Source organism: Actinomycetospora sp. NBC_00405, from assembly GCF_036044095.1.
Lineage (GTDB): Bacteria > Actinomycetota > Actinomycetes > Mycobacteriales > Pseudonocardiaceae > Actinomycetospora > Actinomycetospora callitridis.
In genome coordinates, this window is record NZ_CP107938.1 from 707,713 (window position 1) to 720,942 (window position 13,230).

Annotated in this window: 13 protein-coding genes; 11 read left to right on the forward strand and 2 right to left on the reverse strand. The window is 75.0% G+C overall.

Annotation, left to right across the window (positions count from 1 at the left end):
• The first annotated feature begins 194 nt into the window (after positions 1-194).
• From infC to OG774_RS03530, 4 genes are all read left to right on the forward strand, one after another.
• Positions 195-803, forward strand: coding sequence for a translation initiation factor IF-3 (infC, locus tag OG774_RS03515; protein ID WP_328306723.1), 609 nt, complete (start codon positions 195-197; stop codon positions 801-803).
• Between the two features lie 180 nt (positions 804-983).
• Positions 984-1,181 carry a 50S ribosomal protein L35 gene (rpmI, locus tag OG774_RS03520; RefSeq protein WP_274190115.1) on the forward strand — a complete coding sequence of 66 codons (198 nt, stop codon included), beginning with the start codon at positions 984-986 and terminating at the stop codon, positions 1,179-1,181.
• A gap of 91 nt (positions 1,182-1,272) precedes the next feature.
• Positions 1,273-1,722 carry a 50S ribosomal protein L20 gene (gene rplT / locus OG774_RS03525; RefSeq protein WP_328306725.1) on the forward strand — a complete coding sequence of 150 codons (450 nt, stop codon included), beginning with the start codon at positions 1,273-1,275 and terminating at the stop codon, positions 1,720-1,722.
• The gene (locus tag OG774_RS03530) at positions 1,719-2,555 is read left to right on the forward strand and encodes a TrmH family RNA methyltransferase (RefSeq protein WP_442873992.1); all 837 of its coding nucleotides are present in this window, start codon (positions 1,719-1,721) and stop codon (positions 2,553-2,555) included. The genes rplT and OG774_RS03530 overlap by 4 nt, the downstream gene beginning before the upstream one ends.
• 57 nt (positions 2,556-2,612) lie before the next feature.
• Here the strand turns inward: OG774_RS03530 and OG774_RS03535 are convergent, their stop codons facing one another.
• The gene (locus OG774_RS03535) at positions 2,613-3,032 is read right to left on the reverse strand and encodes a nuclear transport factor 2 family protein (RefSeq protein ID WP_328306727.1); all 420 of its coding nucleotides are present in this window, start codon (positions 3,030-3,032) and stop codon (positions 2,613-2,615) included.
• 212 nt (positions 3,033-3,244) lie between these two features.
• On the opposite strand from OG774_RS03535, the gene pheS reads away from it, so the two are divergent.
• The 4 genes from pheS to OG774_RS03555 all read left to right on the forward strand — a co-directional run bounded on the left by pheS (position 3,245) and on the right by OG774_RS03555 (position 8,388).
• Positions 3,245-4,312 (forward strand): phenylalanine--tRNA ligase subunit alpha, encoded by a 1,068-nt coding sequence (gene pheS / locus OG774_RS03540; RefSeq protein ID WP_328306729.1) that lies wholly within the window; start codon positions 3,245-3,247, stop codon positions 4,310-4,312.
• Positions 4,313-4,375: 63 nt separating this feature from the next.
• Positions 4,376-6,919 carry a phenylalanine--tRNA ligase subunit beta gene (pheT, locus tag OG774_RS03545; protein ID WP_328306731.1) on the forward strand — a complete coding sequence of 848 codons (2,544 nt, stop codon included), beginning with the start codon at positions 4,376-4,378 and terminating at the stop codon, positions 6,917-6,919.
• 31 nt (positions 6,920-6,950) lie between these two features.
• Complete coding sequence (locus OG774_RS03550; protein WP_328306733.1) at positions 6,951-7,520, forward strand: TetR/AcrR family transcriptional regulator; 570 nt, start codon at positions 6,951-6,953, stop codon at positions 7,518-7,520.
• Between the two features lie 169 nt (positions 7,521-7,689).
• Positions 7,690-8,388 carry a hypothetical protein gene (locus OG774_RS03555; RefSeq protein ID WP_328306735.1) on the forward strand — a complete coding sequence of 233 codons (699 nt, stop codon included), beginning with the start codon at positions 7,690-7,692 and terminating at the stop codon, positions 8,386-8,388.
• Here the strand turns inward: OG774_RS03555 and OG774_RS03560 are convergent.
• Complete coding sequence (locus OG774_RS03560) at positions 8,348-8,902, reverse strand: TetR/AcrR family transcriptional regulator (RefSeq protein WP_328306737.1); 555 nt, start codon at positions 8,900-8,902, stop codon at positions 8,348-8,350. The genes OG774_RS03555 and OG774_RS03560 overlap by 41 nt on opposite strands.
• A gap of 60 nt (positions 8,903-8,962) precedes the next feature.
• Here OG774_RS03560 and OG774_RS03565 point away from each other — a divergent pair, with 60 nt between their 5' ends.
• The 3 genes from OG774_RS03565 to OG774_RS03575 all read left to right on the forward strand — a co-directional run bounded on the left by OG774_RS03565 (position 8,963) and on the right by OG774_RS03575 (position 13,176).
• Positions 8,963-9,772, forward strand: a complete 810-nt coding sequence (locus OG774_RS03565) for an alpha/beta hydrolase (protein WP_328306739.1) — start codon at positions 8,963-8,965, stop codon at positions 9,770-9,772.
• Positions 9,769-10,830, forward strand: coding sequence for a winged helix DNA-binding domain-containing protein (locus tag OG774_RS03570; protein WP_328306741.1), 1,062 nt, complete (start codon positions 9,769-9,771; stop codon positions 10,828-10,830). The genes OG774_RS03565 and OG774_RS03570 overlap by 4 nt, the downstream gene beginning before the upstream one ends.
• A gap of 231 nt (positions 10,831-11,061) precedes the next feature.
• Positions 11,062-13,176: an NAD(P)/FAD-dependent oxidoreductase gene (locus OG774_RS03575; protein ID WP_328306743.1), complete on the forward strand. Its 2,115-nt coding sequence runs from the start codon at positions 11,062-11,064 to the stop codon at positions 13,174-13,176.
• Positions 13,177-13,230: the final 54 nt, after the last annotated feature.

The window sequence follows — 13,230 nt, forward strand, 5'->3', positions numbered from 1 at the left end:
AGTGGAGCCCCGGCTCCCACCCGTCCGCCGCACAGGCGAGCGGGTTCCGGTCCGCCACCGTGGCACGTGAGTGCCGGGGTGGACGCGTCCCCGAGACGGGACGCGGGATCGGTCGACCGTGGGCCCTGCAGCCACCTGACGTGGCGCGGGGCCCGACGTTCATCGGGGCTCCTCGCGCCAGGGTCGCAGAGACAGTGTCACGGACCCGAGGAGAGCTCATCAGCACAGAGACCCGCATCAACGAGCGCATCCGCGTTCCCGAGGTGCGACTGGTCGGTCCCAACGGGGAGCAGGTCGGGATCGTCCGTATCGAGGACGCCCTGCGCCTGGCCCGCGAGGCCGACCTCGACCTGGTCGAGGTGGCCGCCCAGGCCCGCCCGCCGGTCTGCAAGCTCATGGACTACGGCAAGTTCAAGTACGAGAGCGCGCAGAAGGCTCGCGAGTCGCGGCGCAACCAGCAGCAGACGGTGATCAAGGAGCAGAAGCTCCGGCCGAAGATCGACCCGCACGACTACGAGACGAAGAAGGGTCATGTGACCCGCTTCCTCGGGCAGGGTCACAAGGTCAAGGTCACCATCATGTTCCGTGGCCGCGAGCAGTCGCGCCCGGAGCTGGGCTTCCGTCTCCTCCAGCGTCTCGCCGAGGACGTCGGCGAGCTCGGCTACGTCGAGGCGACGCCGAAGCAGGACGGTCGCAACATGACCATGGTGCTCGCGCCGAACAAGAAGCCGCAGAAGGCGCCGCGCGCGAACCAGGAAGCCAACCAGGACGCGCAGGAGCCGGCCCCCGAGCCGGCGAGCTGAGCGGTCCGCACGACCGGCCGCACCCACCCCTTGGGTGGGCGTCGGCCGGGATCCCGGGCGTCCGTACCGTCGTGAGAACGACGGTGCAGGCGTCGACCACCCCGGCAGGAGACGGAGCGAAGCGGAGCTCGACCATCGACTCCGGAGCATCCCGATCCGCACGAGGAGCAAGGACAGGACATGCCGAAGAACAAGACGCACAGCGGCACCAAGAAGCGCATCAAGGTGACCGGCACCGGCAAGCTGCTGCGCGAGCGGGCGGGCAAGCGCCACCTGCTGGAGAAGAAGTCCAGCCACAAGACCCGCCAGCTCTCCGGCAACGACGTGGTCGCGCCGCAGGACACCGGGCGCATCCGGCGCATGCTCGGCAACAGCTGAGCCTCACCGGCCTCTGAGCCCCACCCGGCCCCGGCCGACCCACCCCGGACGGATCACCTCCGCTCCCTGATCAGATCGAAGGCAGGACCACGTGGCACGCGTGAAGCGCGCGGTCAACGCGCAGAAGAAGCGTCGCACCACCCTGGAGATGGCCAGCGGCTACCGCGGTCAGCGCTCCCGGCTCTACCGCAAGGCCAAGGAGCAGACGCTCCACTCGCTGACGTACGCCTACCGCGACCGCAAGCAGCGCAAGGGCGACTTCCGGCAGCTGTGGATCACCCGCATCAACGCGGCGGCCCGCTCCAACGACATGACCTACAACCGGTTCATGCAGGGCCTCAAGCTCGCGGGCGTCGAGGTCGACCGCAAGAACCTCTCGGAGATCGCCATCTCCGACCCGGCCTCGTTCACCGCGCTGGTCGAGGTCGCCCGGGCGGCGGTCCCCAATGACAAGAACGCCGGCGACAAGAACGCCGGCGACAAGAACGCCGGCGACAAGAACGCCGGCGACAAGAACGCGAAGAACGAGGACGCCGCCTGAGCGAGCTCCTCACCGAACGCACACCGCGCGTCGTAGCAGCCCGCAAGCTGCTGCGGCGCGCGGCGCGTTTCGAGGCCGGGCGTTTCCTCGTCGAGGGCCTGCGCCCCGTGCGGGACGCGCTGACCTGGGCCGAGGCCGAGCACGAGAAGCGCCGCGTGCACGACCTCTTCCTCACCGACGCGGTGGCCGACCGGTACCCGGAGCTGGGCGACCGCGCGGAGGCCGCCGGCGTGCGGGTCGCCCGTGTCACCGACAAGGCCGCGGCCGCCCTCTCCGACACGGTCACGCCCCAGGGCGTCGCCGCGGTGTGCTCCACCGTCACCGTCGGCCTGGACGAGGCCCTCGCCGGCGACCCTCGGCTGGTCACGGTGCTCGTCGGCGTGGCCGACCCCGGCAACGCCGGCACGGTCGTGCGCACCAGCGACGCCGCGGGCGCCGACGCCGTGGTGCTCGCGGGCGAGGCCGTCGACCCCCACAACGGCAAGTGCGTGCGGGCGAGCATGGGGAGCCTCTTCCACGTCCCGTTGGCGGTCCACCGCGACGTCGACGAGGTGCTCGACGCCCTGCGGGCCCGCGGTCTGACCGTGCTGGCCACCGCGGGCGACGGCGACACCGTCCTCGACGCGACCGCCGACGCCCTGCTCGCCGGGCCCACGGCCTGGCTGTTCGGCAACGAGGCCCACGGGCTCGACGACGCCGTCGCCCGCCGCGCGGACCGTCGCGTCCGCGTCCCGATCCACGGCTGGGCCGAGAGCCTCAACCTCGCCACCGCCGCCGCGGTGTGCCTGTACGCCTCGGCGAGGGTCCAGCACGTCCGGCCCGACGGGGCCTAGCAGGGCGGGCGGCACGGACCCCCCGATCACGGACCCAGGTCCGGACGGGTGCGGTGCTCACGCCGCCGCGACAGGGGTGTTCTGTGCCGCGGCCAGCCACCACTCCCCGTCACGCTTCGCGAGCACGTACATCGCCATCTCCGAGAACCCGCCCTCGCGCCGGGCCCGGCGGCGGATGTGCGCCACCGCGACCCCCGGGGCGGGTGCCAGGACCGCAACGACCTCGAACCGCGACGCCGGCGCCGTCCCGCGCCTCATGAGCTGATGATGGATCGCGTTGAGCTCGTCGAACCCGGCCAGGGTCGCGCCGTAGGGGCTGCCCCAGAGGATGTCGGCGCCGAACCACGCGTCGTAGGTGTCCGCGCTCGCCGCATCGAGACCGTCCCGCAGCTGCATCGCCAGATCCGCTGCCGCCGACTCGGCCTCGGCCCGTCCTGTGGCCAGGTCCAGCGCCGGTCGTGTTCCGTCGTGGGTCATCGGTGGGCTCCTCACTCGCTCGGTTCGAGAACGACACCGACGCTAGGAACTCGACGACGGTCGAGGTCAACCTCGCCACCGGAGACCGCTCGACCCCGAACCTCGGGGGCCTCCGGAGGCCGAGGAGGTTCCCCGCGCGTTCGACCTGCTCCGATACCATCGACGACGCACTCCAGACTGCCCGGCGAGCCCGCAGGAGCGAGACCACCTCGATGTCCGGCACCAACGACCTCTACGACCCCAAGCAGGTCGCGGCGCTCGACCCCGAGACCCTCGACGCGGCGCGCGCCGACGCGAGCGCGGCCTTCGCCGGCGCGACGACGCTCGAGGCGTTGACGGCGCTCAAGCCCGCGCACCTCGGCGACCGCTCGCCGGTGCTCACCGCGCGCCGCGAGATCGGGGCGCTGCCCCCGCAGGCGCGCTCGGAGTCGGGCAAGCGCGTCAACGAGGTCCGGCAGGCGATCCAGACCGAGTACGACCAGCGCCACGCGGTGCTGTCCACCGAGCGCGACGAGCGGGTGCTGGCCGAGGAGGCCGTCGACGTCACCCTGCCCGGCGACCGGCACGCGCGCGGCAGCCGGCACCCGCTGACCCAGATCTCGGAGCGGGTCGCCGACATCTTCATCGGGATGGGCTACGAGGTGGCCGAGGGTCCCGAGGTCGAGTCGGAGTGGCTGAACTTCGACGCGCTGAACTTCCTGCCCGACCACCCGGCGCGCACGATGCAGGACACGTTCCACGTCGAGCCGCCCGAGACCCGCCAGGTGCTGCGCACCCACACCTCGCCGGTGCAGATCCGCACGCTGCTCGCGCGCGACCTGCCCGTCTACGTCGTCTGCCCCGGCCGGACGTTCCGCACCGACGAGCTGGACGCCACCCACACCCCGGTGTTCCACCAGGTCGAGGGGCTGGCCGTCGACGAGGGCATCACGATGGCCCACCTCAAGGGCACGCTCGATGCGTTCGCCCAGGCGATGTTCGGCCCGGAGTCGGTGACGCGCCTGCGCCCGTCGTACTTCCCGTTCACCGAGCCGTCGGCCGAGGTCGACGTCTGGTTCCCGGAGAAGCGCGGCGGTGCCGGCTGGGTCGAGTGGGGCGGCTGCGGCATGGTCGACCCGAACGTCCTGCGGGCCTGCGGCGTCGACGCCGAGAAGTACTCCGGCTTCGCGTTCGGCATGGGTCTCGAGCGCACCCTGCAGTTCCGCAACGGCCTGCCGGACATGCGGGACATGGTCGAGGGCGACGTGCGGTTCACCTCGGCCTTCGCGGTTGAACCGTGATCTTGGCTGAGCCCTGACGCCCAGTCGTCCCGCCACCCCCACCCACGGAAGGTCCTGACCGAAGTGCGCGTCCCCGTCTCCTGGCTCCTCGAGCATGTCCAGCTGCCCCCGGACGGTGCTCCGGTGACGGCCGACGCCGTCGGTGAGGCGCTGATCCGGGTCGGGCTCGAGGTCGAGGACGTCCTCCCGATCCCCGCCACCACGGGCCCGCTGGTCGTCGGTCGCGTCGCGTCGATCGAGGAGCTCACGGAGTTCAAGAAGCCGATCCGCTACTGCCGGGTCGACGTGGGGCCCGAGCACAACGACACCGAGGGCGACGGCGCGGGCACCCGTGGCATCGTCTGCGGGGCCACCAACTTCGTCGAGGGCGACCTCGTCGTGGCCGCGCTCCCCGGCGCCGTGCTGCCCGGCGACTTCGCGATCGCGGCCCGTAAGACGTACGGGCACGTCTCCGACGGCATGATCTGCGCGCTCGACGAGCTGGGCCTCGGTGACGACCACAGCGGCATCCTCGTGCTCCCGCCCGGCACCGCCGACCCGGGCGACGACGGCGCGACGCTGCTGGGGCTGGACGACGCGGTCCTCGACATCGCCGTGACGCCCGACCGCGGTTACGCGCTCTCGGTGCGCGGGGTCGCCCGGGAGCTCGCGTGCGCGCTCGACGCGCCCTACGGCGACCCGGCCCTCATGGGGTTCGACCTGCCGACCCCCGACGGCGACGCCTGGCCCGTGCACCTGGACCCCGCGTCCGGCTGCCGTCGGTTCGTCGCCCGCCGGGTCACCGACCTCGACCCCACCGCCCCGTCGCCGTGGTGGCTGCGCCGCCGCCTGCTCCTGTGCGGGGTGCGTCCGATCTCGCTGGCCGTCGACGTCACCAACTACGTGATGCTCGAGCTCGGCCAGCCGATGCACGCCTACGACGCGACGACGCTCAGCGGCGACATCGTGGTCCGCCGCGCCGGCGCCGATGAGAAGATCACGACCCTCGACGACGCCCAGCGCGCGCTCGACCCCGACGACGTCCTCGTCACCGACGACTCCGGCCCGATCGGGCTCGCGGGGATCATGGGCGGGGCCAGCACCGAGGTCGGGCCGGAGACCGCCGACGTCCTCCTCGAGGCCGCGACCTGGGACGCGCCGTCCGTGGCCCGCGCCGCGCGACGCCACCGCCTGCCCAGCGAGGCGGCCCGCCGCTTCGAGCGCGAGGTCGATCCCGCGGTCGCCCGGGCCGCCACCGACCGCGCCGCCTGGCTGCTCGCGAACTACGGCGGCGCCACGGTGTCGCCCGGGGTCACCGACGAGGGCCCCTTCTCCGACCCCGTGCCCGCGCCCCCGCCCGTGCTCATGGCCCTCGACCTGCCCGACCGCGTCGCCGGCACCCGCTACGAGCGCGGCGCGGTGGTGCGGCGGCTGAGCCAGATCGGGTGCGCGGTCGAGGTCGCGGGTGCCGATCCCGGGGGCAGTGGCGAGGCCGGCGTGCGCGCCACCCCGCCGACATGGCGCCCCGACCTCACCCGGCCCGCCGACCTCGTCGAGGAGGTCCTGCGGCTCGAGGGCTACGCGGGCATCCCGTCGGAGCTGCCGGCGGCGCGCCCCGGCACCGGGCTGACGCTCGGGCAGCGCCGTCGCCGCCAGGTGTCGCGGGCGCTCGCCGACGCCGGGTACGACGAGGTGCTGCCGTCGCCGTTCGTCGCGCCGTCGGTGTTCGACGCGCTGGGTCTGGATGCCGACGACCCGCGCCGCCGCGCGCTGCGCCTGGCGAACCCGCTCGACGCCGACCGCGCCCTGATGGCCACGACGCTGCTGCCCGGGCTGCTCGACGCCGTGGTCCGCAACGTCTCGCGCGGCCTGCGGGACCTCGCGCTCTACCAGATCGGCCAGGTCGTGCGGCCCGGCGCCGACGGCCCGACCGAGGCCCCGGTGCTGCCGGTGGACGCCCGGCCCGACGACGCGGCGTTCGCGACCGTGCTCGAGGGCCTGCCCGACCAACCGCTGCGGGTGGGTGCGGTGCTCGCGGGGGCGTGGGACCGGGCCGGCTGGTGGGGCCCCGGACGCCCCGCGGACTGGGCGGACGCGATCGAGGCGGCGCGCCTGGTCGGCCAGGTGTACGGCGCGGAGCTGGCCGTGACCTCCGACCAGCACGCGCCCTGGCACCCCGGACGCTGTGCGGCGTTGCACCTGCCCGACGGCACCCTGGTGGGCCACGCGGGCGAGCTGCACCCGAAGGTGCTCGAGACCCTCGGGCTGCCCGCGCGCACCTGCGCGATGGAGCTCGAGCTCGACCGGCTCCCGCTCGTCGAGGCGCGCCCGTCGCCGGCGGTGTCGCCGTTCCCGCCGGTGCTGCTCGACGTCGCGCTCGTGCTCGACGCGGCCGTCCCGTCCGACGCGGTGGTCACGGCCCTGCGCGACGGCGGTGGCGACCTCGTCGAGGACGTGCGGCTCTTCGACGTCTACACGGGCCCGCAGGTGGGCGAGGGGAACCGTTCGCTCGCCTTCGCCCTGCGCCTGCGCGCCCCCGACCGCACGCTGACCCTCGAGGAGGCGTCCGCCCGCCGCGACGCCGCCGTCGAGACCGCCGCCGAGCGCCACGGGGCGCGGCTGCGCTGACGCGTCCAGGCGCGCAGCGCACGTAGCGGCCATGGCGGCGACCGGGGGCGGCGACCACCGCGCGGAGATCGTGCGGGTGGCGACGGCGACGATCGCCCGCGACGGCCTCCCGGCGCTGCGCGTGCGGGCGGTGGCGCGCGAGGTCGGCGTCAGCCACGCGACCCTGCACTACTACTTCCCGACGAAGGCCGACCTCGTCGCCGCGGTGCTCCACGGCCTGATCTACGAGGGCATCGCCGTCCCGCTGGTCGAGCGCTCGACTGCGACGACGGCCCTCGACGAGCTGCGCGGGGTCCTGCACGGCGTGGTCGCGGGCTACGGCGACGACGCGCGCACGGCGGCCATGCTGGAGCTCCTGCGCCACGGCGACGCGGACGAGGTCGTCACCTCCCTCGGGCGATACATGGACCGGTGGCGGGGCTATCTCGTCGCGCTCGTGGCGCGGGGGCAGGTGGCGGGCGAGCTCCGCGCCGACCTCGATCCCGACGCCACTGCTGGCCTGCTCATGGAGTTCTGCCTCGGCGCCCAGACCCGCGCGCCCCTGCCGGACGGCCTCGCCGCCGCCGGCGTCGAGCAGCTGGTCTCCCTGCTCAGCGTCTGAACGGCGGCGCGCGGACGTCAGCGGCGTGGCGCCGCAGACGTTGGACGTCCGAATCAGGGGAGCACGCCGAGAGGGCCACGCACCCGACGCGCGCCTGTCTACCACCTGGTTGACAAGCGAGCGGACGCCTCGGCATCCTGTCTTCCAGTTGGTAGACAGGAGGGCGACGATGTCGGCTCGAACGTGGCGGCAGCTGCTCGTGTGGCTGCACGTGGCGTCGTCGGTGAGCTGGATGAGTCAGGCCGCGGCGCTGGCCGTCCTGCTGTTCACGGCCATCGGGCCGGCGTCGGCTCCCGTCCGGGTCGGCGCGGCGACGTCGGCCGAGCTCCTGGACGCCACGCTGCTCGTGTACTCCGCGAACATCGCGACGGCGACGGGGCTGCTCCTGGCGGCCACGACGAGCTGGGGCTTCTGGCTGCACCGCTGGGTGGCGATCAAGCTGGTGCTCACGACCGGTCAGCTCTACCTCGGCATCGGCATCCTGTCGCCGCGCATGGACGCGGCGGTCACCACCGTGACGAGCGGGGGTTCCGCCGGCGTCGCCGGGCTCGGCGCTGCGGCCACGCTCATGGCGAGCGCCTTCGCCGTGCAGGTCTGGCTCTCGGTCGCGAAGCCGGGAGGGAGGACGCGTCGTGCCGCGACCGTCCGGCGCCCGGGTTCGGGGCCGGCGTGGCTGTTCGCCCTCGCGGTCCTCGCCCCGATCGTCGAGACGGTCCTGGGCGTCGTGGTCGCCGGGCCCTTGCCGGTGCTGTCCCTGGTCGTGCTGATCGTCGCCGCCGTGCTCCGCGCCCGGGAGCGGACACCCGTGCCCGGGCCCGGGCCGGCCCTCACGAGCCCGCAGCGCCGAGCAGCAGCCAGTCGAGCGTGACCCCGAGGTCGGCGCGGAGCTGAGCGGGGCTCAGCGTCGCGTCGTCGGCGGTGGCCAGGGCCGCGTAGCCGAGGGTGTGGACGATCAGCGCGCGCACCACGCGCCCGGCCGCGTCCTCGCCGACGCCGAGCCGCGCGAGCAGCACGGTCATCGCCTCGCCCAGCGCCCGGGCACGCGGCCCGCGCGCGCCCTGGCGCTCCAGGTAGGCGGGCACGAGGCCGGGTCGGGCAACGAGCAGGTCGAACGTCGCGAGCATGACGTCGCGGAGGCCGGCCACGGGATCCGCGTCGGCCGGCGGGGGAGCGAGGGCGCCGAGCACGTCGTCGAGCAGGGCGTCGACGAGCGCGGTCTTGTCCGCGACGTGGCTGTAGAGCGCGTTGGGGGCGACGCCCAGGTGCGCGGCCACCGCGCGCATCGAGAGACCGGCCCGTCCGCGCTCGGCGAACACATCGCGCGCCGCGACGAGCACGGCGTCGTACGTGAGTCCGGCACGCTGACCCGGGGTCCTGGGCATGGACGAACTGTACACCGTCCAGTAGACTGGACGCCGTACAGTTCGACGGAGGGAAGCGCCGTGATCACCAGCTCTGCCGAGGTCGGGACCGCCGCAGGTGTGCCGTTCGTCGTCGTGCCGCCGGAGAACGGGCCGCGTCCCGACGTGCCGGTGCTCGTCGGCTGGCACCTCATGGACGCGCCGCGCAGCGAGGCCGCGTTCGCCGCGGCGCTGCCGCTGGCCGGGCTCGACGCCTGGCGGGTCTACCTGGGCCTGCCGATGATGGGGGCCCGGCTGCCCGCGGGCGGGATGGACGAGCTCATGGGCCGCGGGTACGAGGACGCGGTCATGCTCATGCACGGGCCGGTCAACGCCCAGGCCGCCGACGAGTTCGACGCGGCCCTGGAGGCGTTGCGCGCGCGGTTCGGCGCCACGGGGCCGCTCGGGCTCTTCGGCGGCTCGGCCGGCGCGGGCGTCGCGTTGGAGGTGGCGACGCGGCGGGACGACGTGGCGGCGCTGGTGGCGCTGAGCCCGCTGGTGAGGCTCCGCCCGGTGGTCGCGATCCTCGGAGAGCTCTTCGGCGTGGACTACCGGTGGTCGCCCGAGTCGGACGCCGTCGCCGCGCGGATGGACTACGTCGCCCGGGTCGCCGAGCTGGGGGAGACGCCGGTGCGGCTGGTCGTGGGGTCCGAGGACGACGCGTCCGCGTTCCTCGGGCCCGCCCGGGACCTCGCGGCCGGCGCCGCCGGTCCCGCCGACGTCGTCGTGATCGAGGGCATGGGGCACGCGCTCGCCGAGGAGCCGGGGCTCGAGCCGGCGCCGCAGACCGCGCACGCCGCGGAGGCCGACGCCGCCACCGTCGCGTGGTTCCGGCAGCATCTCGGGGTGTGAGCACCCGGGGCGCCTCCGAGATCGGGCTGCTGCGGCTGGTCGCCCAACGCGTCGTCGGGCCGCGGGCGGACGACGTCGCCGACGTCGTCCGCCACCTCGGCGCCGTCCAGGCCCAGGACCTCCCCGGTGCGCTGCGATCCGTGGCGCTCCGGACGGCGAGCCGGTCGCGGGCGGCGGTCGTCGCCGCCTGCGACGCCGGCGAGGTCGTCCGCAGCTGGCCGATGCGCGGGACGTTGCACCTCGTCCCGGCCGAGGACCTCGGCTGGATGCTGCCGCTCGGCACGCCGCGGTCCCGCGCCCAGGCCGCCCGGCGACGCGTCGAGCTGGGCCTCACCGACGCCGATATCGACCGGGCCCGCGAGCTGGCCCTCCCCGCCGTGCCCGCCACCCGCGCGGAGCTCTTCGCCGTCTGGGAGGAGGCGGGGCTCGAGCCGGTGAAGGGCCGCGGCTACCACCTGCTCGCCGAGCTCGCCCAGACCGGCGTGCTGTGCTTCGGCCCGATGCGCGACGGCCAGATGTGTGACCGCACCGAGCCGGTGATCGTCGAGGTCGCCCGTTGGATCCCGGCGCCCCGCACCCTCGACCGCGACGAGGCGCTGGGGGAGTGGGCGCGCCGCTACTTCCGCTCGCACGGGCCCGTCCCCGCCGCCGAGTTCGCGCTCTGGACCAGCCTGCCCGCGGCCGACGCCCGCACCGGGGTCGCCCTCGCGCGGCCCGACCTCGCCGCGATGGACGTCGACGGCGTCGAGTACCTGCTGGACCCCGCCGTGCCCGACCTCCTCGCCGCGCACCGTCGCGAGGCCGCCGGGGTGCACCTGCTGCCGGGCTTCGACGAGTTCGTGCTGGGCTACCGGGGCCGCGACGACGTCCTCGACGCCGCCGAGCGCGACCGCATCGTCCCGGGCGGCAACGGGGTGTTCCGGTCGACCGTCGTCCACCGGGGCCGGATCGTCGGGACGTGGGCGGAGCCCCGGGGGCGGCTGGAGGTCACGCGGTTCCGGGAGACGTCCACGCCGTCCGACACGGCCGTCGCCCGGACGCACGCTCGGCTCCCGTGAGGACCGCTCGTCGCCGTTCCTGAGAGCCATGAGGGCCTCTGCTCCCCCGATCGGAGGATCACCCGACCGGTGACCGCGCGGCACGGGTGGATGGACGGGTCGCGGCGCGTCGCGTTCTCAGGTGGCGCCCCGGACATGATCGAGCTTCGTAGCGTGACCGAGTCGTGACCCCGGGGGCTCCCCCATCGCCCGGGCCGACCGCCTCGACCCCGATCGCGAGGAGATCCACGCATGTCCAGCGCGCCCGACGAGCCGCACCAGCTCGACCCGTCCCCGGACACGGGTGGCCGGTGGGCCACCGCGGACTCCGTGGTCGGGCGCGGGTCGCTGCTCGTCATCGGGCCGGTGGTCGTGGCGCTCTTGTGGGCGTTCGGCGCGCTGCCGGCGTGGGGCGCGGCCGCGCTCGGCGGCTTCCTGTGCGTCGTCGCGGTGGTCTTCCTCGTCCGGCTGCGCGGTGCGCGCACGGGTGACGGCGCCGAGGGGGCGCGCGTGGTCGTCGTCGGCGGCGGTTACGCGGGTCTGGTGGCGGCGCGGGCGCTGCAGGCGCGACTGCCCGGCGGCACGCGCGGTGGGCGCCACCTCGGCGCGGGCGAGGCGGGCTCCGGCATCGCCGGCATCACGGTCATCGACCCGCAAGCGCACATGACCTACCAGCCGTTCCTGCCCGAGGCGGCGGCCGGCGCGATCGAGCCGCGCCACCTCACGGTGCCCCTGCGCCGGGTCCTGCGACGCTGCGACGTGATCACCGGGTCGGTCGCCGCGGTCGACGACTCCAGCCGCCGCGTGGTGGTCAGCCTGCCCGACGGCGGCACCCGCGAGCTCACCTACGACGTCCTCGTGGTCTCGCCCGGCACGGCCCCGCGCCGCCTGCCGATCCCCGGTCTCGACGACCGCGCGTTGCCGTTCCGCTCGGTGACCGACGCCCTCGCCCTGCGCGAGCACGTCCTGTCCCGCCTCGACGCCGCCGCGTCGACGACCGACCTCGCCGAGCGCCGCCGCCTGCTCACCTTCACGGTCATCGGCGGCGGCTTCGCCGGCCTCGAGGTGCTCGGCGAGCTCGAGGACATGACCCGGCGCGCCGCCCGCCACCAGCCCGCCTACATCGGCGAGGAGGTCCGCTGGGTGGTGCTCGAGGCCGCCGGCCGGATCATGCCCGAGGTCAGCCCGGCGCTCGCCGCCCGCGTGCACGCCCAGCTCCTGCGCCGCGGCATCGAGGTGCGGGTCGGCGCCAAGATCAGCTCCGTCGAGGGCGGCCAGGTCGTGCTCGCCGGCGGGACGACGTTCGCCACCGACACGATCGTCGTCGCGGCGGGCTCGGTGCCCAATCCGCTGCTCGAGCGCACCGACCTTCCCCTCGACGCGCGGGGCCGCGTGCGCTGCGCGACGACGCTGCAGGTGCGCGACCGCGCCCACGTGTTCACCGCCGGCGACTGCGCCGCGGTGCCGGACGTGACCGTCCGGACCACCCGCACCGGCGAGCCGGCCACCACCGCGCCGACCGCCCAGCACGCCGTCCGTCAGGCCCGGCTGCTCGCGCGCAACGTCGACGCGTTCCTCTCCGGGCGCCTGCTGCGCGGCTACCGCCACAAGAACGCCGGCGCGGTCGCCGGGCTGGGGCGCCGCCGCGGCGCCGCGCAGATCGGGCCGCTGCGCATGACCGGGTGGCCCGCGTTCGTGCTCCACCGCGCCTACCACCTGTGGGCGATGCCGACCGCCGACCGCACCGTGCGCATCGCCCTGGACTGGCTCGTGTCCGGGCTGCTCGGCCGGGACCTCGTGGCCGTGGGCCGCCGCGACGCCGCCCCCGTGCCCGACGCCGACGCACCGCCGACGGTCGCCCCGCGCGTCGAGGAGGACGCGACCGGCGAGACCGGCGAGCTGCCCGTCCTCCCGGTCACCGGCGGCACCCCGACGTGGGGCGCCGACCCCACCGCGACCGGGTCGCGCCCCGTCGTCCGCCCGGTCCCGGCCGAGCCGCTCGGGAGCCCCACCGACTCCCAGGGCATCCCGGCCCTGCAGATGGCCGCCATGCAGTCGGGCGACGTCCCCGCCGTGCAGGAGCCGCACCCGTCGCTCCCGTTCGCCGAGCAGCGCACGGTCGAGGGGAACCCTGCCGACCGCTACCCGCTTCCCACCTTCCGCGAGCCCACCCCGTCGCTGTCGTTCGGGGAGCCCCCCTCCGAGAAGCCACCGGGCGACCCGAGCCCGTCCGGGTCGTTCCGCGAGCCGCACCCGTCGTTCCCGACGGCCGCCCGCGACGAGCCGGCGGCCGGGCCCCGCGCGCCGTACCCGTCGACGAGCAGGCCCCGCCACTCCCTGAGCGCCGACCACAGCCGCCGCAACTGAGACCGTTACTGGCTGGTGTCGCTCAGCGAGCGATACCAGCCAGTAACCGCGGAG

Excerpts from the sequence above, each read along its gene's own strand:
- OG774_RS03575 (WP_328306743.1), top strand. The coding sequence starts at position 11,062 with ATGTCCAGCGCGCCCGACGAGCCGCACCAGCTCGACCCGTCCCCGGAC.
- OG774_RS03560 (WP_328306737.1), bottom strand. The coding sequence starts at position 8,902 with ATGCCCAGGACCCCGGGTCAGCGTGCCGGACTCACGTACGACGCCGTG.
- OG774_RS03555 (WP_328306735.1), top strand. The coding sequence starts at position 7,690 with ATGTCGGCTCGAACGTGGCGGCAGCTGCTCGTGTGGCTGCACGTGGCG.
- OG774_RS03535 (WP_328306727.1), bottom strand. The coding sequence starts at position 3,032 with ATGACCCACGACGGAACACGACCGGCGCTGGACCTGGCCACAGGACGG.
- pheS (WP_328306729.1), top strand. The coding sequence starts at position 3,245 with ATGTCCGGCACCAACGACCTCTACGACCCCAAGCAGGTCGCGGCGCTC.
- rpmI (WP_274190115.1), top strand. The coding sequence starts at position 984 with ATGCCGAAGAACAAGACGCACAGCGGCACCAAGAAGCGCATCAAGGTG.
- OG774_RS03550 (WP_328306733.1), top strand. The coding sequence starts at position 6,951 with ATGGCGGCGACCGGGGGCGGCGACCACCGCGCGGAGATCGTGCGGGTG.